This window comes from Halomonas sp. QHL1, assembly GCF_001882345.1.
Lineage (GTDB): Bacteria > Pseudomonadota > Gammaproteobacteria > Pseudomonadales > Halomonadaceae > Vreelandella.
Genome location: NZ_MINL01000001.1, coordinates 2648925 through 2673825, shown reverse-complemented (window position 1 = coordinate 2673825; position 24901 = coordinate 2648925). Strand labels below are relative to the sequence as shown.

The 24901-nt window shown below is 56.5% G+C and carries 27 protein-coding genes; 23 read left to right on the top strand and 4 right to left on the bottom strand.

The features are described from left to right. The first annotated feature begins 30 nt into the window (after window positions 1-30). Genes lysA through QHL1GM_RS12170 form a run of 5 tightly spaced genes read left to right on the top strand, consistent with a single transcriptional unit; the run spans window position 31 to window position 4554 of the window. Window positions 31-1302 (top strand): diaminopimelate decarboxylase, encoded by a 1272-nt coding sequence (lysA, locus tag QHL1GM_RS12190; RefSeq protein ID WP_071694723.1) that lies wholly within the window; start codon window positions 31-33, stop codon window positions 1300-1302. Next, the gene (dapF, locus tag QHL1GM_RS12185; RefSeq protein WP_071694722.1) at window positions 1302-2135 is read left to right on the top strand and encodes a diaminopimelate epimerase; all 834 of its coding nucleotides are present in this window, start codon (window positions 1302-1304) and stop codon (window positions 2133-2135) included. The genes lysA and dapF overlap by 1 nt, the downstream gene beginning before the upstream one ends. Before the next feature lie 16 nt (window positions 2136-2151). After that, window positions 2152-2862 carry a DUF484 family protein gene (locus tag QHL1GM_RS12180; RefSeq protein WP_071694721.1) on the top strand — a complete coding sequence of 237 codons (711 nt, stop codon included), beginning with the start codon at window positions 2152-2154 and terminating at the stop codon, window positions 2860-2862. After that, on the top strand, window positions 2855-3799 hold the full coding sequence (locus QHL1GM_RS12175; RefSeq protein WP_071694720.1) for a tyrosine recombinase XerC: 945 nt from the start codon (window positions 2855-2857) through the stop codon (window positions 3797-3799). Before QHL1GM_RS12180 ends, QHL1GM_RS12175 begins: the two co-directional genes overlap by 8 nt. After that, window positions 3796-4554: an HAD-IA family hydrolase gene (locus tag QHL1GM_RS12170; protein WP_071694719.1), complete on the top strand. Its 759-nt coding sequence runs from the start codon at window positions 3796-3798 to the stop codon at window positions 4552-4554. Before QHL1GM_RS12175 ends, QHL1GM_RS12170 begins: the two co-directional genes overlap by 4 nt. Here the strand turns inward: QHL1GM_RS12170 and yihA are convergent. After that, a complete protein-coding gene (gene yihA, locus QHL1GM_RS12165) occupies window positions 4527-5165 on the bottom strand; it encodes a ribosome biogenesis GTP-binding protein YihA/YsxC (RefSeq protein WP_035582043.1) in 639 nt (212 codons plus the stop codon). The genes QHL1GM_RS12170 and yihA overlap by 28 nt on opposite strands. Before the next feature lie 357 nt (window positions 5166-5522). Between yihA and QHL1GM_RS12160 the strand changes: the two genes are divergently transcribed. From QHL1GM_RS12160 to dtd, 10 genes are all read left to right on the top strand, one after another. Further along, complete coding sequence (locus tag QHL1GM_RS12160; RefSeq protein WP_071694718.1) at window positions 5523-6152, top strand: cytochrome c; 630 nt, start codon at window positions 5523-5525, stop codon at window positions 6150-6152. Between the two features lie 151 nt (window positions 6153-6303). Next, window positions 6304-6936, top strand: coding sequence for a thiol:disulfide interchange protein DsbA/DsbL (locus QHL1GM_RS12155; RefSeq protein ID WP_071694717.1), 633 nt, complete (start codon window positions 6304-6306; stop codon window positions 6934-6936). A gap of 2 nt (window positions 6937-6938) precedes the next feature. Beyond that, window positions 6939-7775: an endonuclease/exonuclease/phosphatase family protein gene (locus QHL1GM_RS12150; RefSeq protein WP_071694716.1), complete on the top strand. Its 837-nt coding sequence runs from the start codon at window positions 6939-6941 to the stop codon at window positions 7773-7775. A gap of 102 nt (window positions 7776-7877) precedes the next feature. Further along, window positions 7878-8438, top strand: a complete 561-nt coding sequence (locus tag QHL1GM_RS12145; protein ID WP_071694715.1) for a TRAP transporter small permease subunit — start codon at window positions 7878-7880, stop codon at window positions 8436-8438. Then, window positions 8438-9844 carry a TRAP transporter large permease subunit gene (locus QHL1GM_RS12140; RefSeq protein WP_071694714.1) on the top strand — a complete coding sequence of 469 codons (1407 nt, stop codon included), beginning with the start codon at window positions 8438-8440 and terminating at the stop codon, window positions 9842-9844. Before QHL1GM_RS12145 ends, QHL1GM_RS12140 begins: the two co-directional genes overlap by 1 nt. A 168-nt stretch (window positions 9845-10012) precedes the next feature. Next, window positions 10013-11125 (top strand): TRAP transporter substrate-binding protein, encoded by a 1113-nt coding sequence (locus QHL1GM_RS12135; RefSeq protein ID WP_071694713.1) that lies wholly within the window; start codon window positions 10013-10015, stop codon window positions 11123-11125. A gap of 136 nt (window positions 11126-11261) precedes the next feature. Next, window positions 11262-12092, top strand: coding sequence for a bifunctional hydroxymethylpyrimidine kinase/phosphomethylpyrimidine kinase (gene thiD, locus QHL1GM_RS12130; RefSeq protein ID WP_071694712.1), 831 nt, complete (start codon window positions 11262-11264; stop codon window positions 12090-12092). A 128-nt stretch (window positions 12093-12220) separates the two neighbouring features. After that, the gene (locus tag QHL1GM_RS12125) at window positions 12221-13066 is read left to right on the top strand and encodes a universal stress protein (protein ID WP_071694711.1); all 846 of its coding nucleotides are present in this window, start codon (window positions 12221-12223) and stop codon (window positions 13064-13066) included. Between the two features lie 126 nt (window positions 13067-13192). Beyond that, on the top strand, window positions 13193-13777 hold the full coding sequence (locus QHL1GM_RS12120) for a chalcone isomerase family protein (RefSeq protein ID WP_071694710.1): 585 nt from the start codon (window positions 13193-13195) through the stop codon (window positions 13775-13777). 44 nt (window positions 13778-13821) lie between these two features. Next, window positions 13822-14259 (top strand): D-aminoacyl-tRNA deacylase, encoded by a 438-nt coding sequence (dtd, locus tag QHL1GM_RS12115; RefSeq protein ID WP_071694709.1) that lies wholly within the window; start codon window positions 13822-13824, stop codon window positions 14257-14259. 25 nt (window positions 14260-14284) lie between these two features. Here the strand turns inward: dtd and QHL1GM_RS12110 are convergent, their stop codons facing one another. Further along, window positions 14285-16261 (bottom strand): ATP-binding cassette domain-containing protein, encoded by a 1977-nt coding sequence (locus tag QHL1GM_RS12110; protein WP_071694708.1) that lies wholly within the window; start codon window positions 16259-16261, stop codon window positions 14285-14287. 29 nt (window positions 16262-16290) lie between these two features. Here QHL1GM_RS12110 and QHL1GM_RS12105 point away from each other — a divergent pair, with 29 nt between their 5' ends. The 7 genes from QHL1GM_RS12105 (at window position 16291) to QHL1GM_RS12075 (ending at window position 22688) form a co-directional block, all read left to right on the top strand. Continuing rightward, window positions 16291-16878 carry a TIGR02444 family protein gene (locus QHL1GM_RS12105; protein WP_071694707.1) on the top strand — a complete coding sequence of 196 codons (588 nt, stop codon included), beginning with the start codon at window positions 16291-16293 and terminating at the stop codon, window positions 16876-16878. Window positions 16879-17063: 185 nt separating this feature from the next. Further along, window positions 17064-18110: a TRAP transporter substrate-binding protein DctP gene (gene dctP / locus QHL1GM_RS12100; RefSeq protein ID WP_071694706.1), complete on the top strand. Its 1047-nt coding sequence runs from the start codon at window positions 17064-17066 to the stop codon at window positions 18108-18110. A gap of 309 nt (window positions 18111-18419) precedes the next feature. Continuing rightward, complete coding sequence (locus QHL1GM_RS12095) at window positions 18420-18998, top strand: TRAP transporter small permease (RefSeq protein WP_071694705.1); 579 nt, start codon at window positions 18420-18422, stop codon at window positions 18996-18998. Between the two features lie 30 nt (window positions 18999-19028). Next, window positions 19029-20312 (top strand): TRAP transporter large permease, encoded by a 1284-nt coding sequence (locus QHL1GM_RS12090; protein WP_071694704.1) that lies wholly within the window; start codon window positions 19029-19031, stop codon window positions 20310-20312. A 21-nt stretch (window positions 20313-20333) separates the two neighbouring features. Further along, window positions 20334-20777: a universal stress protein gene (locus QHL1GM_RS12085; protein ID WP_022521256.1), complete on the top strand. Its 444-nt coding sequence runs from the start codon at window positions 20334-20336 to the stop codon at window positions 20775-20777. A gap of 132 nt (window positions 20778-20909) precedes the next feature. After that, on the top strand, window positions 20910-21590 hold the full coding sequence (locus QHL1GM_RS12080; protein ID WP_071694703.1) for an FKBP-type peptidyl-prolyl cis-trans isomerase: 681 nt from the start codon (window positions 20910-20912) through the stop codon (window positions 21588-21590). A 3-nt stretch (window positions 21591-21593) separates the two neighbouring features. Continuing rightward, the gene (locus QHL1GM_RS12075; protein ID WP_071694702.1) at window positions 21594-22688 is read left to right on the top strand and encodes a PHB depolymerase family esterase; all 1095 of its coding nucleotides are present in this window, start codon (window positions 21594-21596) and stop codon (window positions 22686-22688) included. 13 nt (window positions 22689-22701) lie between these two features. On the opposite strand, the gene QHL1GM_RS12070 is transcribed toward QHL1GM_RS12075, so the two are convergent. Next, window positions 22702-23295: an SCO family protein gene (locus tag QHL1GM_RS12070; RefSeq protein WP_071694701.1), complete on the bottom strand. Its 594-nt coding sequence runs from the start codon at window positions 23293-23295 to the stop codon at window positions 22702-22704. A 5-nt stretch (window positions 23296-23300) separates the two neighbouring features. Further along, entirely contained in the window at window positions 23301-23804 is a 504-nt protein-coding gene (locus QHL1GM_RS12065; protein WP_071694700.1) for a hypothetical protein, read from the bottom strand. A gap of 106 nt (window positions 23805-23910) precedes the next feature. Here QHL1GM_RS12065 and QHL1GM_RS12060 point away from each other — a divergent pair, with 106 nt between their 5' ends. Then, window positions 23911-24825, top strand: a complete 915-nt coding sequence (locus QHL1GM_RS12060; protein ID WP_071694699.1) for an AEC family transporter — start codon at window positions 23911-23913, stop codon at window positions 24823-24825. Window positions 24826-24901: the final 76 nt, after the last annotated feature.

Below are 24901 nucleotides of genomic sequence, written 5' to 3'. Positions count from 1 at the left end.
GACGCAGGTTCATAATAAGGGGAGAACACCATGGACTATTTTAATTACCGCGATGGCGTGCTGTACGCCGAAGACGTGCCGCTGTCGCGAATTGCCGACGAACATGGCACGCCCTGCTATGTCTATTCAAAAGCCACTTTTGAGCGTCACTTTCGAGCCTATACCGAGGCGCTGGGCGGCCACCCGCATCTGATTTGTTACGCGGTGAAGGCCAACTCTAACCTGGCGGTGCTGGGCCTGTTGGCCAGGCTGGGTGCAGGGTTCGATATTGTCTCCATCGGCGAGCTTGAGCGGGTGCTCAAGGCTGGTGGCGATCCGGCGAAGGTAGTGTTTTCGGGCGTTGCCAAGCAGCCCCACGAAATGGCTCGTGCGCTGGAAGTGGGCATTAAGTGCTTTAACGTTGAGTCACGCCCGGAGCTTGAGCGCTTGAATCGCGTTGCGGGCGAGTTGGGTAAAATTGCCCCGGTCTCGTTGCGGGTAAATCCGGATGTGGACGCGGGGACCCACCCGTATATATCCACCGGTTTGAAGGATAACAAGTTCGGCATCCCGGTGGATGAAGCCTTGGCGGTTTACGAGCTAGCCGCAAGCCTGCCCAATCTGAAGGTGAAGGGTCTCGATTGCCACATTGGTTCACAGCTCACCGAAACGGCGCCCTTTTTGGACGCCCTTGATCGCTTGCTGATGCTCATGGAGCGCCTGCGCGAGCGCGGCATCGAAATCGAACATCTCGATTTAGGCGGCGGTTTAGGCGTGCCTTACCGCGATGAAAAACCGCCCCAGCCGTTCGATTACGCCAGCCAGCTGTTGGCGCGGTTATCGCGCTGGGAAGGTGGTGAAGGGCTTACGCTGCTGTTTGAGCCCGGCCGTTCCATCGCCGCTAATGCTGGCGTCATGCTCACTCGGGTAGAGTTTCTCAAGCCCGGTGAGACCAAGAACTTCGCCATTGTCGATGCGGCCATGAACGATCTGATTCGCCCGGCGCTTTACCAAGCCTGGCAAGCGATTGTACCGGTGGATACACGCCAAACGCGCGAAAGCGCCCTTTACGACGTAGTGGGCCCGGTGTGTGAAACGGGTGATTTTCTGGGCAAGGAGCGCGAGCTGGCAATTGACGAAGGTGATCTGCTGGCGGTGCGCTCGGCGGGGGCCTACGGTTTTGTCATGGCGTCGAACTACAACAGCCGCCCTCGCGCCGCCGAGTTAATGGTCGATGGTGACAGCTGCCATGTGGTGCGCGCCCGGGAAACCGTTGCCAGTCTTTGGGCGGGTGAAGCGCTGCTGCCCGAAGGGGGGCACTGATGCTTTTACACTTCACCAAAATGCATGGCCTGGGCAATGACTTTGTCATGGTGGATCTCGTCACTCAGCGCGCCCGGCTGGACGAAGCCCAAATCCGCGCGCTAGCAGACCGGCGTTTCGGCATTGGCTTTGACCAGCTGTTGGTCGTCGAGCCACCCCGCGATCCCGAGATGGATTTTCGCTACCGCATTTATAACGCCGACGGCAGTGAAGTGGAAAACTGCGGCAACGGGGCGCGCTGCTTTGCCCGCTTCGTGCGCGATCAGCGGCTGACTCACAAGCATGAAATCCATGTGGAAACCGCCGGGGGGCCGTTGGTGCTGACCGTACAGCACGACGGCATGGTGCGAGTGGATATGGGCCGCCCTCGGTTTAGCCCCATGGCGCTACCGTTCGATGCCCCAGGGGATCAACCCCTACATCAGCTCGAAGTGGGTGATGAAACGCTGCGCATCGGCGTGGTCTCCATGGGTAACCCCCATGCGGTAATTCAGGTCGACAGTGTGGACGATGCCCCGGTCGAACGCCTCGGACCGTTGGTAGAGGCGCATCCCCGTTTTCCCAAGCGTGTTAACGTGGGCTTTATGCAGGTACTCTCACCCAGCGAAATACGCCTGCGCGTTTACGAGCGCGGCAGCGGCGAAACGCTCGCTTGCGGCACGGGTGCCTGTGCGGCAGTGGCCAGCGGTATTCGCCAGGGGCTGTTAAAAAGCCCCGTAAAAGTCCATTTACCCGGTGGAGAGCTCAGCATTGAGTGGCCTGACCCTGAAGGGGCGCTGACGATGGTGGGACCGGCTACACGCGTCTTCGATGGCCGCGTAGCACTCAATTAATTCGAGGAGAACGGCGATGTCTCAAGCCCCCGAACCCCGCAAAACGCTCGATCCTGATCAAGTGGCGTTCTGGCTGGCGCGTCATCCCGATTTTTTCGTCGGCCGCGAAGGGCTGCTCCAGCAACTGCAAGTCCCCCACCCGCATATCGACGGGGCGGTGTCACTGCTAGAGCGCCTGGTGTTAGACCTGCGTAAGCGTGCGGAAACCGCCGAGGGCCGCCTGGAACATCTGCTGGAAACCGCACGCCATAACGAGTCCCAGTACCGTCGGCTGCGGGAAACGCTCATCGCGCTGGTGGAAGCGCCGGATCGCGATGCATTGGCGCAAGCGTTGGCCACCCAGCTTAGCGAGCGCTTTGAAACCCCGGCCATGGCGCTGTGGTGTCCGGCCTCGTTAAGCGATAGTGAGCCAACGCCGCCTCAGCCGCCGCGCCATGTGCTTGATCAACATGCCAGCACGCGGCTGTCGGCGCTGCTGGATGGCCGCACCAGCCGCTGTGTGAAGCTCAGCGTCAGCGACTGGAAGTGCCTGCTACCTCACGTGAAAGCACCCCGTAAAGCGGGTTCCTGCGCTATTTCACGCCTCTCCGCGGGCGACCCCTTGGGCTATTTACTGCTAGCCAGCCCCAGCCCTGACGCCTATCGCGCCAGCATGGATACGCTGTTCACCGAGTATTTGGGTGATATAGTCGCGCGTCTATTGGTGCGTCTCGGCGATCATGGTTGAGACGACGCTGGTCGAAACCATGATCGCCGAGCGCGTTGAGGCCTTTCTAGCCGCGCTTGCGTCCCATGCTAGCCCTGCCACGGTGGCGGCTTATCGGCACGATCTCACCGCGCTATGTGCCTTCACCGAACGGCGCGATGTTACCGACCCCGCGGCGCTAGACACGGCGCTGCTGCGCGCTTTTCTAGGCTCAGAGCGTAGCCGCGGTTTGGCGCCTAGAAGCCTTGCCCGACGCCGGGCGGCGCTTTCCAGGTTCGCGGATTACCTGGTCAAGCAGGGTGTGTTGAACGATAACCCGGTCGGGCTATTGCGCACGCCCAAACAGCCCAGCCACTTGCCACGCCCGGTTGATGTCGACGCCCTGGCACGTTTTCTTGATACTCCCCACGACGGCTCGCCGTTGGGCGTGCGGGATCAGGCTATTCTTGAGCTGTTTTACTCCAGCGGTTTGCGCTTAGCGGAGCTGGCGGCGCTTGATTTGGGCGATTTGCAAGATAGCCGGGTAAGGGTAATCGGCAAAGGCGGCAAACCGCGTCAGGTGCCGGTAGGGCGCCGCGCTCAGCAGGCGCTGGCCGAGTGGCTGGGTTGCCGCTCGGCGCTCGCACCCGTTAACGAGCAGGCGCTGTTTGTGGGCCAACGCGGGCAGCGCTTGGGCCATCGCGCCATTCAAAAGCGCTTAGCGCAGCTGTCGATTGCCCGCGGCTTGCCCGAACACCTGCACCCGCACCGTTTGCGCCACTCCTTTGCCAGTCACCTGTTGGAGTCGAGCCAGGATCTGCGCGCCGTGCAGGAGCTGTTAGGGCACGCCAATCTGTCGACCACACAAATCTACACCCGACTTGATTGGCAGCATCTGGCGACCAGCTACGATGCCGCCCATCCCCGCGCTAAACGAGGCCCCAACGACCGCAAGAACAGCCCCAGGAGCAAACCATGACGATGCTGCAGGCCATTACTTTCGATTTGGACGATACCTTATGGGACAACCACGGGGTGATGGCGCGCACCGAAGAGGGCCACTACCGCTGGCTGCTGGAGGCACTTGAGACATGGCGAGGAGTACGCCAGGAAAAGGCGCTGGCGTTATCCCATGAAGGCGGCGGGCTGGATTATTTGCAGCGTCGTCAACAGTTGGCTAAAGAAGTGCCTGAACGGCGCGGTGACTTCACTTGGCTGCGTTTGCGCGCCCTAGAGGCCCAGTTAGAAGACGCAGGTCTGCACCGCAGTGCTGCGTTGATGTGGGCATCAGCGGCGATGAATGAGTTTCACCGCCTGCGCGTGCAGGTCACGCCCCACCCAGAAGCGGCCGGTTTGCTGGCTGCCTTGGCGGAACGCTATCAGCTGGCGGCGATCACCAACGGCAATATACATCTTAAACGTCAGCCGCTGGCTGGCTACTTTCCGGTCGCCATTGCCGCGGGCGAGTTACTGGCGCCCAAGCCCGACCCGACGCCGTTCCTCACCGCGCTTTCGCGCTTAAACGTCGCTCCCGAGAGCGCCATGCACGTGGGTGATTCTTGGCAGGAAGACGTGCTGCCTGCCCAGCAGCTGGGAATGCACGTGGTATGGATTTCTGAAGCGGAGGATCAACCGCTTCCCCCGCGTGTGCATCGCATTGCCCATATTAAAGAGTTACCCAGCGTGCTGGAGAAACTAGAGAGGCATCATTCAGGCGGTGTATACAGCCACTGATTGAGTTTCTGGGACAGCGTATCGACGCCGTCGCGCTTGAGTGAAGAGAACAGCTGAACAGAGACGAGGTCTTCCCACTCCTTTAAGCGCGAACGCACTGTTTGCAAGGCGGCGCTGGCAGGCCCTTTTTTCAGCTTGTCGGCTTTGGTGAGCAAAATATGCACCGGCATTCCGCGCTGGTCGGCATAATCGAGCATCATTTGGTCGAACTCGGTGAGCGGGTGGCGCACGTCCATTAGCAGTACTAAGCCGCGTAGGCTGAAACGGTTGCGCAGGTACTCGGCGAGGTGCTTTTGCCACTCTAGCTTGACCGCCTCCGGTACCTTGGCGTAGCCGTAGCCCGGCAAGTCGACCAAACGCCGCGCCTCGTCGTTCATAACGCTGAAAAAGTTGATCAGCTGGGTGCGTCCCGGCGTGCGTGAGGTGCGCGCTAACGCATTTTGTTGCGTTAATGCATTGATAGCACTTGATTTGCCTGCGTTTGAACGCCCGGCAAAGGCCACCTCGGCGCCGGTATCATCCGGGCACAGGGCCAGGGTGGGGGCGCTGATAAGAAAACTTGCCGTCGGGTAGTTCAGCCGAGGGACTGGGCTATCATGGGGGGTAGTCATTGGGTTGATCCTGAGAAACGAACATAAAAGCGGCCTACTCTGCGCACTATCAACTCTCTATCGCTTCACCATAAGATAAGGTAGAACGCATGATAGCGACTCATGATAGAGAATTGAGAACAGTACCGCGACGAATTACCCCTAAAGCAATCCAGCACTTGCATTCCCGCCGCTGGGGTGATTCGTTATAATGCAAGCGGATTATATCTGCGACCTGGAGCGCTAGTGTACCATCGCGATACGTTGTTGGTATTAGCGAAGGTTGGTATTGGCGGAGCTAACCCTGGTAACTTGTGAAGCCTGGGAAGCGCCCAGGGTGCGTACCAGTCAAACATAAAACGGCATAGTGGAATAGCAATGAGAAAGTTACTGGCAAGCCTAGCAATTACCATGGGCGCCGTTGGCATCGCCCACGCTCAAACGGACTACCAAGCTGATGCTGACGCATCCGCTGGTCAGGAAATGGCCCAAACTTGCGCCGCCTGCCATGGGCAGCAGGGCATTAGCCCATCGGGCGCTTTCCCTAACATAGCGGGTCAGCAGATGTCCTATCTGGCGAAACAGATCATGGATATCCGCGACGGCGATCGCATGGTACCCCAGATGGCCGGTCTGGTAGATGACTACTCTGACCAAGACGCTTGGGATGTAGCGGCGCACTTTGCGCGCCAAGACGCCAACCTAGGCCAAACCAGCGATGAAGACGCTGAGTTACTGGCTCGCGGTGAAGAGCTTTACCGCGCTGGCGATATGTCGAAAGGCATTCCCGCCTGTTCAGCCTGTCACACGCCAACGGGTGTCGGTATTGGCAGTGCCGTTTATCCTGGTCTGTCTGGTCAGCACGCCGAGTATACGGTTTCAACGCTTCAGGATTTCGCGGCAGGTGATCGTAACAATAGCCCCAATAACATCATGGGCGACATCGCTTCAAAAATGAGCGACAGCGATATGGAAGCAGTGGCTAACTATTTGTTGGGTTTGAACTAACGTTTCAAACTTGAAATTGACAGCCTAAACACTTCCTTATGCCGTTTGCGGGTTCTCACTAGGCAACGTTCTTGGCAACGTTTGCTAGTTGAGGGAACCCGCTAATGTATCCACGGTCTCATCTTTCGCTTACCCATGGAGAATTTATACGATGTTTAAAACGTTAATGGTCGCACTGGCTGGTCTGGGTCTTTCTGCTGCAGTGAGTGCCCAAGAAGTGGTTGAAGGCCAAGATTACGAGGTGCTTGAAGCGGCGGTAGAGACGCATGCGGACGAAGGGAAAATTGCCGTTACCGAAGTATTTTGGTTTGGTTGCCCTCACTGCTACCGGCTACAAACACCGGTCAGCGAATGGTACGAGACTCTGGAAGACGACGTTAGCGTAGAGCATATGCCGGCCACGATGGGCGGTGATTGGAACACCCACGCCACAGCGTTCTATGCAGCTGAATCGCTGGGCATCGAAGATGAGTTACACGCCGACTTCTTTAACGCCATCCATCAGGAAAATCAGTCGCTCACAGAGCCCGATGAGATTGCTGCGTTTTTCGCCAACTATGGAGTTAGTGAAGAAGAGGCCAAGCAAGCGCTGACCGACTTTAGTGTTCGCAGCGAAGTGAACGAAGCCAACAACCGCATGCGTGAAATGAAGTTAATGGGTGTGCCTGCACTGGTGATTGATGGTCGTTTTCTGGTAACGCCAAGTTCAGCTGGCAGCCTGGAAAATATGCCGAAAGTCGCTGAAGCGTTGGTTGAGCAGGTGCGTGAAGAGCGCGCAGAGTAACCGTGTTACGTGAAGCGAGAGAGCGTAATGAAACACAGGTAAGCAGCCCGCGCTCGACGCTGCTGGAAGATGGCCATCTGCGTTTGCTGACGTTTAACCTGCAGGTGGGTATCCAGACAACGGCATATCATCACTACCTCACCCGCAGCTGGCAGCACCTGTTGCCGCATCCGCGCCGACAGAAGCGGCTGGATGTGATGGGTGAAGTGCTGAGCAAGTTCGACGTGGTGGGGCTTCAAGAGGTCGACGGCGGTAGTTTTCGCTCAAGCCGCGTCAACCAAGTGGAGTATCTCGCTGCCAAAGCGGGGTTCCCCCATCACGTTCAGCAGCTTAATCGGAATCTGGGACGTATCGCCCAGCACAGTAACGGTTTACTCTCGCGTTTGGTGCCCAGCCAAATAGAAGAGCACCGTTTGCCGGGGGCAATGCCTGGTCGCGGTGCAATCCACGCGCGCTTTGGCGAAGGCCCTGATGCGCTGCATATATTTGTTGCCCACTTGGCACTTAGCCATCGTGGAAGGGTGCGTCAGCTCAACTATTTAAGCGAGATTATTAAGCCATTACACCACGTGGTGGTGATGGGCGACCTCAACTGTACTCCTGACCAGTTGCATGCTCATGAGCGTTTCAGTACTTCGCTGCCGCTGCACCCAGTGAAACCCCTGCTTAGCTACCCCTCCTGGCAGCCGCGCCATGCGCTGGATCATATCCTGTTGTCGCAGTCGTTAGAGGCCGCCGAAGTGCGGGTATTAGATCACTTGTTCTCTGATCACCTGCCAATTGCTGTCGATCTACCCTTGCCCGAAGCCTGCTTAGCGGCAATTCGCCCAAGCGTTTAATAATTAAGCTCGCTGTGCAGCGCGTGGGCGCTGCATTGTCCGCATATATGCGCTATTGTCTGGGGCGCTGACCCCCTTAGCCGTTTTATGCGAGACACTCCCATGTCGGACACAACACAACTACCTGCGTTTATTGGTGCGCTGGACCGCGCTTCAGAGTGGTTCGGGCGTACCCTTGCGTGGCTGATCATCATTATGATGTTGATTCAGTTCGCGATTGTACTGCTTCGTTATGCTTTCAGTGTGAACAGCATCTTCATGCAAGAGCTAGTCATGTATATGCACGCGAGTGTCTTCATGCTCGCCGCTGCCTATACGTTTCGCCACGACGGCCATGTGCGGGTGGATATCTTCTATCGAGGGATGACGCCACGCCGCCAAGCGTTAATTAATGTCGTAGGCATTATTACGCTATTGATCCCCGTCATGGTCTTTATCATCGCTTCCAGCCTGGGCTATGTTTTCAACTCCTGGCGCATTATGGAAACCTCCTCCGACTACGGTGGTATTCCGGCAGTCTACGCACTGAAAACCTTAATACCACTGTTTGCCGTGCTGATGATCGTGCAAGGCGTGATTGAGATTGTGCGCAACGGCTACGTGATGGCCGGGCGGATTGTACCGTCCGCTGCTGGTGGCAATCATCTTGAGGAGCGAGTTTGATGCTGGAATTTATGCCGGTTATTTTATTTGCCGTCATCTGTATTGTGTTGATGTTCGGCTTTCCCGTAGCGCTCACGCTGGCGGGCACGGCGCTGCTGTTTGCCGGTATGGGGCTGGGTTTGGAAGCGATGGGGATCGACGCCAACTTCGATAGTGGCTATCTCGCTGCTTTACCCAATCGGCTCTACGGGATTATGACCAACCAAACACTGTTGGCGGTGCCACTGTTTGTGTTGATGGGCGTGTTGCTGGAAAAATCCAAAGTGGCTGAGACGCTGCTGGATGCCATGGCCCTGCTGTTTGGCGCTATGCGCGGTGGTTTGGGTATTTCGGTGACCCTGGTGGGCATGCTAATGGCCGCCTCTACCGGTATTGTGGGAGCCACGGTAGTCACCATGGGGTTGATGTCGCTACCCACCATGCTAAAGCGTGGTTACAGCACGTCGCTTGCGACCGGCACCATTTGTGCCACCGGCACGCTAGGGCAGATTATTCCGCCCTCCATTGCTTTGGTACTGCTCGGTGACGTGCTGTCATCGGCGTATCAGCAAGCGCAGCTGGATATGGGGATCTTCAGCCCTAAAACGGTCTCCGTGGGCGACCTATTTATGGGCGCGCTAGTGCCTGGGTTACTGCTGGTCGTGATGTATATGATCTATGTGGCCCTGGTGGCGTGGTTGCGCCCGCACATGGCGCCTGCTGCCGACCGTGAAGAGTTAATGGCCGAGCTTGGCCATACCTCAGGCATTGGCATGCTGCTGCTCAAAGGTCTGGTGCCTCCCGTGGTGCTGATTGTGGCGGTGCTAGGCTCGATTCTAAGCGGTTTTGCCACGCCGACAGAGGCCTCTGCGGTAGGCGCCTTCGGCGCGCTGGTGCTGGCGCTGGCTTATCGTCAGCTCGATTGGGCCACCCTGAAAGATGTGCTGCGTTCGACCACTCACGTCACCACCATGGTGTTTCTGATCCTGATCGGCGCCGCGCTGTTTTCGCTAGTCTTTCGTGCCTACGGCGGCGAACACATGGTGACCGAACTGTTCGAGGCGATGCCTGGCGGCGTAGTCGGTGCGACGATTATCGTTATGCTGGTGATCTTCCTGCTTGGCTTTATTCTCGACTTTATCGAAATCACCTTTGTGGTGGTGCCGATCGTTGGGCCGATTCTGCTCGCCATGGGGCTTGACCCGATTTGGCTGGGTATTATGATCGCGATTAACCTGCAAACGTCGTTCTTAACGCCGCCGTTCGGCTTCGCGCTGTTCTATCTGCGTGGCGTAGCGCCGCCGTCTGTATCTACCTCGGCTATTTACCGTGGCGTCATCCCGTTTATCCTGATGCAGCTGGGTATGTTGCTCATGTTGAGCTTCTTCCCGCAGCTGGCAACATGGCTGCCCGCTCAATTTGGCTAACAATGGGGTAAGTTGAAAAGCATCGCTGCTATCAACGTTAAGAAGTGGCAACCTAATTAAAAGCAGTAAATAGCCATTAATGGCCTGTAGCAAACCGCCTAGTGTTCTACGCTAGGCGGAATATTCCCTACTCATAATAGTAATAATAGAAAGCAAGAGGGTTATTGTATGAAAGCCAAAACACTCCCCGTCGCGATCGCCATGTCGACCGCACTTTCCGCCAGTTTGCTGGTGGTCTCTAGTTTCGATAATCACGCCCAGGCGCAAGAGGACGAGTTTCGTTGGAAAATGGTCACCTCCTGGCCGAAGAATTTCCCAGGCGTGGGGCAAGGCCCTGAGCGCCTTGCGGAACTGGTTGATGAAATGTCGAATGGTCGCCTGACCATCGAAGTCTTCGGTGCGGGCCAATTGGTGCCGGGGTTTGAGGTATTCGACGCCGTTTCCGACGGCACCGCCGAATTGGGCCACTCCGCTTCCTATTACTGGAAAGGCAAAGCCCCCGCGGCGCAATTCTTTGCCGCCGTGCCGTTTGGCATGAATGCCCAGGAAATGAACGCCTGGTTGCACTTTGGTGGCGGCATGGAGCTGTGGAACGAGCTCTACGATGACTTTGGCGTCGACGTACTGGTAGCAGGTGCGTCCGGCGTACAGATGGGCGGCTGGTACAACAAAGAAATCAACTCGGTTGCCGATCTCGACGGTTTGAAAATGCGCATGCCCGGACTGGGTGGCGAAGTCATGAGCCGTATGGGTGTGGCGATTGTGAATATGCCGGGCGGGGAGATCTTCACCTCGCTGCAGTCCGGCGCCATTGACGCTACCGAATGGATTGGCCCCTACAACGACCTAGCTTTCGGCCTGCACCAAGCGGCGGATTACTACTATTATCCAGGCTGGCACGAGCCGACGGTCATGTTCGAAGCCATCGTCAACGAAGAGGCCATGGCTGAGTTGCCCGCGGATCTGCAGGCAATCCTGAAAACGGCTGTGCGTGACGTCAATGCTAACGTACTGGATGAGTACACCGCACGTAACAACGATGCGCTGGAAACCCTTGTGAACGAGCACGATGTTGAGCTGCGCCGCATTCCCGACGACGTACTGGCCCAGGCGCGTGAGCACTCGCAAGATGTGGTTGCCGAGTTGGCGGAATCGAGCGAATTAGCTACACGTATCTATGACTCCTATCAAGCGTTCCAAGAGAAGGTCGAGGATTACCACGCCATCTCCGAGCAGGCTTACTACAACGCCCGCAACCCAGAAGGTGACACCGCGCAATAGTTTGCCGTGCTTGACGCACACTAACGAGCCGCCTTCGGGCGGCTTTTGTGTGTTTGGCATGTACGTTTCGGCAGCATAAGGCGCGCAGCTTGGGTATCCTAGGAGCACAGTGACGTTTTTGCCGTGAAGGAGCCCCATGTCTACCCATTCCCGTCTTCGCAATGTGCTTACCATCGCTGGCTCCGATCCTTCGGGGGGCGCCGGGCTGCAAGGTGATCTAAAAACCTTTTCAGCTCTCGGCGTTTACGGCACCAACGTGATTACCGCGGTAATTGCCCAGAACACCTGCGGGGTGGCCTCGGTGCACCCCGTCTCGCCCCAGGCGATTCGCGAGCAGTTGGAACACCTGCTGGATGATGTGGCGATAGATGCGGTCAAAATTGGCATGGTAGCCAGCCGCGAGGTCGCCGAGGTGATAGCCGATGTGCTGCGTCAGCGGCGCCCACGTTGGATCGTGCTCGACCCGGTGATGGTCGCCAAGAGCGGCGATATTCTGGTCGATGACGCTGGTATTCGCGCAGTACGCGATATTCTCGTGCCCTTGGCCGATGTGATTACCCCCAACCTGCCGGAAGCCGCGGTACTGCTCGATACGTCATCACCCACCAGTTTAGACGCCATGGAGGCGATGTTGCCGGGGTTGACGCAGCTGGGGGCACCCTACGTGGTGCTGAAAGGCGGCCATCTGCGTGGAGCGACCTGTCCGGATCTGCTGGCAACCCCCAGCGGCCATGCGTGGTTACCCGCCTCGCGCATCGATACCGATAATTTGCACGGTACCGGCTGCGCGCTCTCCTCGGCGATTGCCGCCTGTCTGGCGAAACTCCCCGTGGATGCCGAAGCGGATGCCCCGGGAACTGCCATCAGCGATGCCAAACACTGGCTGCATGCGGCTCTGGAGGCGAGCGTGCGCTTAAACGTGGGTAAAGGACGCGGCCCGGTGCACCATTTTCACGCTTGGTGGTGATTCGGGTGTACTGCTTTGAAGCATTTGGGTAACAGGTAGCTTGCGAGAATGGATATTGCGCACCATGCTAAAGAGTGTCTGCTTAACGGCTTGTAAGGCTGAGCTGCTCAGCCGAGGAGCGTTTCGCCATGCCTCGCACTATTCTGTTTGCCACCGATCTTTCCGCTGATAATCGCGCCGCTTTTGCTCGGGCGCTTCGGTTGGCCTATGCCCAAGGTGTTCAGCTCGACGTGCTGCACGTGTTGGACCCTTACCTGCCCAGGCGTGTGCTACTGGATGTCGAAAGCGCGGTAGTGGAAGACATCACCACCATGTTGACGGATCTACGCGAAGACTACGCCCTAGAGGCGCCGAAAACGTTGATCCAAACCGTGACCGGCTCGCCTCACGTTGAAATCGTCCGCGAAGCCCATGAACGTAACGCCGAGCTGATTGTGCTGGGTATGCATCGCAAGCGCGGGCAAAAAGACCTGCTGGCGGGTACCACCACCATGCGCGTGCTGCGTAGTGCACCATGCCCTGTGGTGGTCTCTTCTCACCAGCCGACCCAGCCATGGCAGCATATCCTGGTGCCTATCGATTTTTCGTTGACGGCGCGACATACCTTGAAAGAGGCGCTAATCCGGTTTCCTGAAGCGGCGCTCACCCTTCTGCACGCCTGGACACTGCCCGGCGAACGTGAGCTGGGCTCGCAGGCCTATTACGCCCACTGGCGTGAACATGAAGTGCAGCGACTGCGTGAGCAGTTGAGTAACGAAGTCGATAGCCTGATGCGTGAGTTAGACGGGGTGCCCGATGTTGAGTTGGTGCTAGAGCAAGGCACACCCTGCGATGTGCTGCAGGCGTATATGAAGCGCCACACGCCCGATCTCGTGATGATCGGCAGCCGTGGGCAGCCTCATCACACTAGTCAGCTAACCGAGATGTTGCTGGGGGAACCGCACTGCGATCTAATGCTCTGCCGGGCTTGGTAAGCGGGCGCTATTAATAATCAAACGGGCACTGTTAATAATCAAGAGTGTGCGGGCAGTAATAAATATTGTACGGAACCTTTATTTGGCGCAACGGTATGTATAGTTATGCCGCCAGGAGGAGGTTCTATGCCCACATGCTTATTAGGCGCTAGGCGCGCCGTACACTTATCGTTGCTGTTAGCTGGCCTATTGCTAATGCCTTGGGCAATGGCCAGCAGTGTGACTGAGAAAGGCGAAGCGTTTGAGCGCACGCTAGAGGAGCACGGCCAACGCTATAATCTTATCGGTAGCGGTGTGTTTCGTTACATGATTTGGACGGCCTACGCGGGCGCCTATTACCAAGCGGCAGATGAAACCGAGCCGCAGCCGTTGGATGACGTACCAAGGCGCCTGGAACTTGCCTATTTTCACGCCATTGACGCCCCGGACTTCGCCGAGGCCACCACAGAAAGCCTTAAGAAAAGCCTCACTGCCTATGAGTATTCGCAGCTAGAAGCAGATATTAACGCCTTTAACCGAAGCTATCAGGACGTCGAGCCTCAAGATCGCTATGTGTTGAGTTGGGACGGTGATGCTTTGCGCCTGGCGCTCAATGGCGAAACGCTATTTGAGGGCGGTAACGCAGAGCTGGCCAGCGCCATGTTTGGTATCTGGCTGGGCGAGCGCCCTCTGAATGACGACTTCCGCGATACGCTGCTAGGGAAAAATTAACAGGCGGTCGTTACAATGGCCGTTTGTCAGTTCGGAGAAGCTTTGTGAAGGCACTCATTCAGCGCGTTAAGCGCGCCAGCGTGGAAGTGGAAGGCAATATCGTCGGGAGTATCGACCACGGGCTGCTGGCGCTGGTAGGCGTTGAGAAACACGATGACGCGGCCAGCGTTGAAAAGCTGCTGCACAAGCTCCTCCACTACAGGGTATTCAGCGATGCGGACGGCAAGATGAATCACAACCTGCAGCAGGTGAACGGTGGTTTGCTGCTTGTCTCCCAGTTCACCCTGGCGGCGAATACCCATAAAGGACTACGGCCCAGCTTCTCCAGCGCTGCTCCGCCAGCCCAAGGGGAAGCGCTGTTCAATTTGCTGATTAGACAGACCCGCGCTGCCTGGCCGTACGTGGCCACCGGTGAGTTTGGCGCCGATATGCAGGTGGCGCTAATCAACGATGGCCCAGTGACGTTTTTGTTGGAAAGCTAGCCCGGTTTTTGAGTATGCGCTTTTGCTAGCTAGCCGTCTCTTCGCTGGCGAGTAGCTCCGCTTCCATTGTCTCCAGCGCCTCTTCGGCGCTCAACCACTGCCTTTCTGACTCATCCAGGCGCGCTTTAATCTCCGCTTGCTGAGCAAGTGTATTGGTCAGTTCGGCTTTGCGGCCGCTGTCGGTGTATAGCTCTGGATCTGCCAACACTTGCTCTACCTTATCGAGTTCCTGCTGGGCCTTTTCCATCGCATTTTCCGCCTGGTCACGCTGCTTTTTTAGTGGGCGCAGCTTCTCACGCAGCTCGGCGGCCGCTTTACGGGACGCTTTGCGCGCTTCACGGCTGTCGCCGCTGGGTTGCTGGTTCTGGCGCTCGGCTTTTTCACCGCGGGAATCCCGGCGGCTCTCTTCTAAGCGCGCTTTAAGCCAAACCCGGTAATCTTCCAAGTCGCCATCGAAGGGCTCGACGCGGTTATCCGCCACCCGCCAGAACTCATCGACCGTGGCGCGCAGCAGGTGACGATCGTGGGAGACCAGAATAACCGTGCCTTCGAAGCTTGCCAGCGCTTGGGTCAGCGCCTCGCGCATCTCTAAGTCCAGGTGGTTGGTCGGCTCATCGAGCAGTAGCAGGTTGGGTTTTTGCCAGGCGACCAGCGCCAGCGCCAGGCGGGCTTTCTCACCACCTGAGTAGTTGGCGACTTTGCCGAAGGCGTCATCGCCCTTAAATCCAAAGCCGCCCAGGAAATTACGGATATCCTGATCGCTGGCAGTGGGCGAGAGGCGCTGGACATGCACAAAGGGCGTCGATGAAACATCCAGGCTCTCAAGCTGATGCTGAGCAAAATACCCAATCGCCAGATGCTCGCCGGGCACGCGCTTGCCGTTAAGCAGCTCGAGCTCTCCGGTTAGCGACTTAATCAGCGTTGATTTACCTGCACCGTTGGGACCTAACAGGCCAATGCGACTGCCGGGCAGCAGGGTGACGTTGACCTTGTCCAATTGGATATTGTCGTCACTTCCGTCGCCCTTTTTACCGCGATAGCCAAGCGTGGCCTGGTCGAGCACCAGCAGTGGGTGCGAGGTTTTATCGGCGGCGGGCAGCGTAAAGTGGAAGGGGGAGTCCACATGGGCAACGGCGATATCTTCCATGCGCTCGAGCATTTTCACCCGGCTTTGCGCCTGTTTGGCCTTGGTCGCCTGTGCTTTAAAGCGGGCGATAAAGCGCTCGATCTCCTCCCGCCGTGCCTGCTGTTTGGCGGCTTCCGCTTGCTGCAGGGCAAGCTTTTCAGCACGAGTGCGCTCAAACTGGGAGTAATTGCCGCGGTAAAGCTCCAGGGTTTGGTGGTGCATATGCACGATGTGGTCGCATACGGCATCCAAAAAGTCGCGGTCGTGGGAAATCAGCAGCAGTGTGCCCGGGTAGCGGGTCAGCCACTGCTCCAGCCACAGCAGAGCGTCCAGATCCAGGTGGTTGGTGGGCTCATCTAGCAGCAGTAGATCGGAAGGCATAAACAGCGTACGGGCGAGATTGACCCGCATCCGCCAGCCGCCGGAAAACGCCGAGAGCGGGCGGGCCAGGTCAGTCTGGACGAAGCCTAGTCCCACCAGCAGCTGCGCCGCTCGCGACTCGGCACGGTAGCCATCCAGGGTTTCAATCAAGCCGTGCAGTTCGGCTTCGCGGTGGGCTTCCCCGGCTTCCCGGGCGGCCAGTAAGTCAGCTTCTGCTTGGCGTAGCGCCAAGTCGCCGTCGAGTACATACTCGATAATCGGGCGGTCAAGGGCATCAACTTCCTGGGCCATATGCGCAATGCGCTGGCCGCCGCTCATCTCTACATCGCCCTGGTCGGGCGCAAGCTCGCCGAGCAGCAGTTTGAATAGGCTCGATTTACCGGCGCCGTTTGCCCCGATAATCCCGGCCTTTACCCCGTTATTAAGGGTAACGTCCGCGTTGTCGAGTAGCGTTTGCGTGCCGCGTTGCAGGGCGACTTGGCGCAGTGCGATCATGCCTTCTCCCGAAGAAAGTGGGTCATTTGATGCGAGATTCTAATACGCTTGATTCTACCCGATTGCAGCGCCTACAGCAGACACCGTTGTGGGATTTTGCACTGACGCTATACGCTAGCCCCGGCGTTGAGGCGGCCTGCCTTAAGCTTCAAGAGGAGGCCGGTCTGGATGTGTGCGAGGTGCTGTTTCATTGCTGGCTCTACTCTTGCGGTCTGGAAGCTGAGCCCAAAGCGCTGGCTTGCCAGCGTGAGCAGCGACGCCTTTGGCAGAGCCATGTGACGGAGGTATTGCGTGGCTTGCGCCAAGACTTAAAAGCCTCAGCGGCGGCAAGCGAGTCCGTGAAAGCGTTGCGTGAGACCATCAAACAGGCCGAGTTGATGGCTGAGCGTGAGAATCTTCAACGTTGGCAAGCGTGGGCTTGGGCATCGTCCAGCGATGAGCAACGTGTGGGCAACGTTGTCGAAAAGTCGTTAGATGCAGCTAATTGGCTGCTAAATCAGCTGCTTTCAGGTCAAAGTGGCCATCAAGCTGAGAGTGGGACAAAGGAGAAAAATGAGTGGCTTTATTCGCTACAAACGCTTACTTGCCAGCTTGACCCTCATCAAGGAGCGCGCTAGCCTGAAATTAAGCTGTTTTTGAAATACCTAGCGTTATTCGCTCGCTAGCACGCAGTATAGAGCAGCACCATTACCGGTTTGCGAACACCGGTTAGCGAACAACAGTGTCGTGTTGAGATACGCGAGGCTTATTCAGGTTCTTGCGCACTCGTAAAGCGCGCTTACCACTGCAAGGGGAACACCGTATGAAGGCAAGCAAACCCGTATCTAATCGTTCTGTAACCACCAAATTAATAACTACGGCAAGCGTGGGTGCACTTTTGATGGGCATGACGGCTGTCGCGCAAGCGGATAACTGGCGTTACGCTCATGAAGAGTATGAAGGCGACGTACAGGATGTCTTTGCCTATGCTTTTAAAGAGCATATCGAAGAGAACTCAGACCACACCGTACAGGTTTATCGCTTTGGTGAGCTGGGCGAGTCTGATGACATCATGGAGCAGACTCAGAACGGTATTCTGCAGTTCGTGAACCAGTCGCCTGGCTTCACCGGTGCGCTCATTCCGGAAGCGCAAATCTTCTTTATTCCTTACCTGCTGCCGACCGACGAAGAGACCGTACTGACGTTCTTTGACGAAAGTAAGGCTATCAACGAGATGTTCCCTGAGCTTTATGCCGAGCAAGGCCTAGAGCTACTGAAGATGTATCCGGAAGGCGAAATGGTCGTAACGACCGACGAGCCGATTAGCTCGCCGGAAGATATGAATAATAAGAAAATCCGTACCATGACCAACCCGCTGCTGTCGGAGACCTACGACGCCTTTGGTGCAACGCCGACGCCATTGCCGTGGGGGGAAGTCTACGGTGGTCTGCAGACCGGCATCATTGATGGTCAAGAGAACCCGATTTTCTGGATCGAGTCTGGTGGTTTGTACGAAGTGTCTCCGCACCTGACGTTTACCGGTCACGGGTGGTTCACTACAGCGATGATGGCTAACCAGGACTTCTACGAAGGTTTATCTGAAGAAGATCAAGAGCTAGTGCAGGAAGCCTCGCAAGCGGCGTATGACCACACTATTGAACATATCAAAGGCTTGGCTGAAGAGTCGCTAGAGAAGATTCAGGAAGCGTCTGATGAAGTGACGGTGACACGTCTCGACGAAGAGCAAATTCAAGCTTTCCGTGATCGTGCTCCGCAGGTTGAAGAGGCCTTCCTGGAAATGACCGGTGAAGGTGGTGAAGAGCTACTTGAGCAGTTTAAAGCTGACCTTGAAGCCGTAACCAACGAGTAATCATCCTTAAAGCCGCATTGGCGAACGGTTGATTAATCAAGGGGCAGCAAAGGCTGCCCTTTTTTATTTTGTGGCGATAAGGCAGAGGCTACTCGGGTTAGGTTTTAACCACGTTACCGTCGGGTTACGTACATCTAGCGTTGAACCATCGGCAGCGGCATGCCGTTACGCTAGAGTTAACTCCTCGCCTTGGCACGAGGTGAGTTCGGACCAGATAGGTTCGGATTACATAGGATGGAATAACGCTGTGTTTATTGTGCCTACGGCACGTAACTGTTGCCGTTAGAGCCGTTCAAAAGGAGTCCGGCCATGACCGATGAAGAGATGGAAAAGAGTTACCACTCCGGCTTGCCGGGGGTACTAGGCGTGATCGACACTGCAATTAGCAAAATAGAAGCCGTGATTCTCGCGATGGGTGTTTTGCTAATGGCGCTGAATACGGTCACCAATGTGGTTGCCCGTTTTGTATTTGGCAATAGCATCATGTTTTCCGGTGAGCTAAACCGCATTTTGATCATCATGATTACCTTTGCGGGTATTGGCTATGCCGCCCGTCATGGTCGTCATATTCGCATGTCGGCTATCTATGATGCGCTGCCGGTAGGTGGGCGCAGAGTGCTAATGATCTGCATCGCGCTGTTCACATCGCTAGTGATGTTTTTCCTGCTCTACTATTCGATTGTTTATATCCTAGATCTGTATAGCAAAGGCCGGGTATTGCCTTCCATGGGCTTACCGATCTGGATTATCTACCTTTGGGTGCCGATGGGCTTTTTAATCACCGGTATTCAATACTTGCTGACCGCGGTTAAAAACTTCACGTCCCACGATGTCTATCTCTCGACGGGCGTGGTGGATGGATATAAAGACACAGAAAGTGAAGTCTAACGCGGGGCAATGCACCCTAGGGGAACAGCTATGACGACAATAATGGTCACCACCATGATTGCCCTGCTGCTGCTGGGCTTTCCTATGATGATTCCGCTGATTACCGCTGCGGTAATCGGCTTCTATATGATGTTTAATGGCTTTGGCCAGATGGATACGCTGATCCAGCAGATGATGGCGGGTATACGCCCTGCCTCCCTCATTGCTGTGCCCATGTTTATCCTGGCCGCGGATATCATGACCCGCGGCCAGTCCGCGAACCGTCTGATCGATATGGTCATGTCGTTTATTGGTCATATTAAAGGGGGCCTAGCGGTGAGCACGGCGACCTCTTGCACCTTATTTGGTGCCGTATCAGGCTCTACCCAGGCGACCGTAGTGGCCGTCGGTTCACCGTTGCGCCCAAAGATGCTTAAAGCGGGCTATTCTGACTCCTTTACATTGGCGCTTATCATTAATGCCAGCGACATTGCTTTTCTGATTCCGCCCAGTATCGGCATGATTATTTACGGGGTGATCTCGGGCACCTCTATCGGCGAGCTGTTTATTGCCGGGATTGGGCCAGGGATAATGATCCTTTTGATGTTTTCGGCCTACAGCGTTATTTATGCCATCGTAAAAGACGTACCTACCGAGCCAAAGTCGAGCTGGAAAGAGCGTGCTGTAGCGGTTCAACAAGCGCTGTGGCCATTAGGTTTCCCGGTCATTATCGTGGGCGGTATTTATGGTGGTATTTTTAGCCCGACAGAGGCCGCTGCCGCCTGCGTACTGTATGCCGTTTTACTGGAGTTTGTGGTCTTCCGCTCATTGAAGATGAACGACATCTACGCCATCGCTAAATCAACCGGCTTGATTACCGCCGTGGTGTTTATTCTGGTGGCGGTGGGTAATGGCTTCTCATGGATTATCTCGTTTGCTCAGATTCCGCAAATGATCCTGGAAGCGGTGGGGGTCAATGATGCGGGCCCGACCGGGGTATTGATTGCCATCTGTATCTCCTTCTTTGTAGCCTGTATGTTTGTCGACCCAATTGTGGTCATCCTGGTGCTAACGCCCATTTTCGCACCGGCAATTGCGGCTACCGGCTTAGATCCCGTACTAGTAGGTATTTTGATTACCCTGCAGGTGGCGATAGGTTCGGCAACCCCGCCCTTTGGGTGCGATATTTTCACCGCTATTGCGATTTTCAAGCGCCCCTATTGGGATGTGATCAAAGGCACGCCGCCGTTTATTTTCATGCTCATTTTAGCGGCCGCTCTGCTGATCATGTTCCCGCAAATTGCGCTGTTCCTGCGCGATGTCGCCTTCCGCTAAACAGCCACAAGGAGTACGCGAATGTTTAATCGCATTTTAGTCCCAGTGGATGGTTCAAAAGGCGCCTTAAGGGCGCTGGAAAAAGCGGTGGGCCTGCATATGCTAACCGGCGCTGAGCTTTATCTGCTGTGCGTGTTTAAACACCACAGCCTGTTGGAAGCCTCACTCTCTATGGTGCGGCCCAACCAGCTGGATATTCCTGACGATGCGTTAAAAGAGTACGCCACCGAGATCGCCGTGCATGCAAAATCCCATGCGATTGAGCTGGGCGCTGACAGTGCTCGTGTGCGCGCTTTTGTGAAGGGCGGGCGGCCTTCGCGCATTATTGTGCGCTTTGCCCGTAAGCGAGAGTGCGATCTGATCGTGATTGGAGCCCAGGGCACCAATGGCGAGAAGAACCCGCTGCTGGGCAGCGTTTCTCAGCGGGTGGCGGGTGCAGCACACTGCCCCACGCTGGTCGTCTAACGCCGCTAAACCTCTCTCTCATTTTGTGGTCTTATTGACACCCACCACCCCGAAGATGCAGCTCGGAGCGGTGGGTGTTAGTCTTTGTATGACACTGATTGGCGTATGGCGCCGCTATAAAAAGGATCTTTCATGAAACAACTGCTCTCTACTACGGCTCTGACAGGTTTGCTTCTAGTCGCCCCCTTTGCAGCGGCAGCGCCTGAAACCGATGAACAGCGTCTGGCTTACAGCCTGGGTGTCACCCTGGGTGAAAGCATGCAAGCGGACATCGAAGACCTCGACTTGGATGCGTTTCACGACGGCATGAGCGACGTTTTTGAAGATAATGACTTGGCGCTCAGTGAAGAAGAGATGACCGAAGCGTTAATGGCGTTTCAAGAGCAGTCAATGCAAGCGCGTGAAGCAGAAGCTGAAGAGATAGCGCAAATGAATCTCGAAGAAGGCGAAGCCTTTCTGGCCGAAAACGCTGAGCGCGATGAAGTGACCGTGACCGACTCTGGCCTTCAGTATGAAGTGCTTGAATCTGGCGATGGCGCCACGCCTGGCCCTGAAGATACCGTCGAAGTGAACTATGAAGGCATGCTGCTGGACGGCACCGTTTTCGATAGCTCTTTTGAGCGCGGTGAATCCGTTAGCTTTCAAACCAACCAAGTGATCGAAGGTTGGCAGGAAGCGCTGCAAATGATGAGCGTCGGCGATAGCTGGCTGCTTTACATCCCTGCGGATATTGCTTACGGCGAGAATGGCCAAGGGCCTATCGGGCCTAATGAAGTGCTAACTTTCCGCGTTGAACTGTTAGGCGTCGAATAAGCGATGACTTCAACCCCCTCTTCCAGCCTGTATTCTTTTGCTCGGGCAGTGGCGTGCGTAGGTCTATGCACACCGCTACTAGCACAAGCCGAGACGGCCAGTGAGCCTGAAGATTTGCCCGCCTTGAGTGCTGCGAGTGAGCAGGCTAGCGTGGTGGGGGTGTCGTCGGGCGGTTATATGGCGACCCAGCTGGCGGTTGCTTGGCCCGAGCGGTTTAGTGGCCTGGGCGTGCTGGCGGCAGGGCCCTGGAGCTGCGCGCAGGGCTCGCTGAGTTTGGCTCTTAACCAGTGCATGATGACCCGTCGCGGCGCGCCTTCATTAGATGAGCTGGAGTCTCGCCACCAGCGCTATCTCGGGCTTGAACAGGTAGGTAGCGCCGAGGCGCTTAGCCAGCTCAGGGCCTATTTGTGGCACGGCGAAGAAGACGAAGTGGTTGAGCCACTGCTCGGAGACCTGCTTGCTGAGCAGTGGCAGCAATGGCTTGCATCGCCTGACCAGTTACGCGTTGCGCGCAGTGAAAATGCGGGGCATGGCTGGCCAATACGGTTACCCAGTGAAGCCGCCCCTGGGCCCCATGAGTGGGGAGATTGTCGTCAGGGGGGCGGTAGTTTCTTATTATCCTGCGATGAAGATATTGCCGGAGAAATGCTGGATTGGCTCTACCCCGAACGAGACGTCTCTGACGCTGGCGAGCCAGAGGGCGAGCAGGGTGGCGAACTAGTCGCGTTTGATCAGTCAGAATTTGCGGTAAAAGGCTTAGCCGACACCGGCTATGTGTTTATACCCGAAGGCTGCGAAGCGGGCGAGTGCCCTGTAACGTTGGCACTGCACGGCTGCCAAATGAATGAAGAAGCGATTGGCGATACGTTCATACGCTACACCGGGCTAAATGCCTGGGCGGCAGCGCATCAGCAAATCGTGCTCTATCCTCAGGCAGAAAGCAGTATGGCGAACCCACAGGGCTGCTGGGACTGGTGGGGGTTTGCCGAAAGCACCTGGCAGTTAAGCCCGCAGCACGATACCCGTAACGGTACCCAAATTGGCGCGCTACTGGCTATGCTGAATCGTCTACAGGCAGCGCCTGAACAAGCCGATTAAGAAGAAACTTGGCTTAACCGTCTAGTTCGCTCTCTAATGCGGAAACTAAACCATGCGGGGTCGGTGAGTAGAGCACTCGCTGAAGAATATCCCCCTCACGGTTGACTAAAAAGAGCGAGGCGCTGTGATCAATGGTGTAGTCCATTGCTGAATCCGGCGCTTCGACTTTCCGCCATATCACCCCATAGCGTGAGGCGACATCCTCAAGCTGTTCCTGACTGCCCACCGCGCCAACAAACTCCTCACCGAAAAAGCCCATGTACTCCTGCATGCGTGAAATGGTATCGCGTTCGGGGTCAACGGTGATCATCACCGGCACCACTCGCTCGCGCTGCTGCTCAGAGAGCTGGGCCAGGGCTTGGCGCTTAACCGACTGGGTCATCGGGCAAATATCGGGGCAATACGTGTAGCCGAAGGAGAGTATCGCGACTTGATCGTCGTCTAACTGGGTCAACGAAAAATCACCTTGGGTAGAGGGCAGTTCAACCGGGCCTCCCTCGGGCTCCCCTTCATTGGGGGCGAAAGCATACTGATAGAGGCCAATGCCGCTGACCACGAGTAAGACCGCGACCAATCCCGCGCCTAGCCATAGGGGTTTCCTTGCCATATGCGTTAACTCCGAATTACGTCAAAATCGAACCAGCTGCCTACCTTGCCTTCTGTGGTTTCCAGTATGACACGAGCTCGCCAGGGCATAACGCTTTGAGTGCAAATCCCCACTTGGCCTTGGCCTTGAAAATGGCCGGGCGCACTTGCGCTAAGGGCAAAACGGTGTAGCCCCAAATCCATATCTCGACCAACAAAATCTACCTCGACCTGGGAGGCGGTAACACCATCGACGTCCACTTCCAGTGGTAATATTTCCAAGGCGTCAATCCGTCCACTGGATTGAACGTGGAGCGTGATGCGGCCCAAGTCACCCAAAGTGGCGGTGCAGGGCGCGGCATGCAGATTGCAGCTTGAAGTGGGCGGAAACCATGTCACATCACTGTCACGGTGTAGCCAATGTGAAAAGGCATACCACGCGCAGGCCGCTAGCGCCAAGCCAGTGACCAGTATCAGTACCCTTAAGGCGGGGAAGCCCGACGGGTGTGCAGGTTTTGAAGTCATCTTCATGGCAGAATAATCGCTACGCAAGCCGTGGGGCGGGAAGTCATTGCCATGGTAACAGCAATCGCGCCGATATCGCTGTGCTGGGATGTCGCAGGTAAAAGGGACGTAAATGGAGAGTATCACTGGCGCTTTAGGCCCACTATTTTTGTTGATCTTGCTGGGCGCCGTGCTGGGCTATTGGCGTTGGCCCAGCGACAACTTTTGGCCGCAGATGGAGCGGCTGATCTACTTTGTGCTGTTTCCTGCCATGCTGGTAGGCACCTTGGCCACCGCAGATGTAAGCCAAGTGCCGGTCGGCCGTTTGGCGCTGGTGCTGCTTGGCGCGATGGCGCTGTTTGGCTTGCTGCTCTGGCGCTTACGCGGCTGGCTCCAGCTAACGCCCGCGGCGTTTACGTCGGTATTTCAAGGTGCAGTACGCTTTAATACCTATGTAGGCGTTGCTGGCGCCGCCGCGCTACACGGCAGCTTAGGAGCGACCACCGCCGCTGTCGCCGTGGCACTAATGGTGCCGGTAGTTAACGTTATGTGCGTGGCAAGCTTCGTTGCCGCTGGCACACTCGGCGGTGCTAGCGTAGGTAAAAGTGCCATGGCGCTGATTAAAAACCCGCTGATTCTTGCCTGCTTGGCGGGCATTGGCCTGAACCTTACAGGCGTTGGTTTGCCGGGCTGGAGTCGAGATACGGTAGAGCTACTCGGGCGTGCGGCACTGCCATTGGGGCTGGTGGCCGTGGGTGTGGCGCTGCGCCCAGCGGCATTGCTACGTATTGACCGCGGCGTGCTGGCCACCAATAGCGTTAAACTGCTGCTCATGCCCGCGTTGGTATTGGCATTGACCTGGATCCTGCAGCTGGATCCCGTAAGCCGCGACGTAGCGCTGCTGTTTGCAGCACTGCCCACCGCCACCTCTGCTTATATCCTAGCGCGCCAGTTGGGTGGCGATGCCGAGCTGATGGCGGCCATTATCACTGGGCAGACCCTATTAGCCATGCTCACCCTCCCGTTTTGGCTGCAGCTGGTTAGCTGACGGCGAAGCTGAAAAGCTAAATAAAAAATATTCGTATTTGTGTTGACGAGGTAAATGAGAACTATTACAGTGTAAT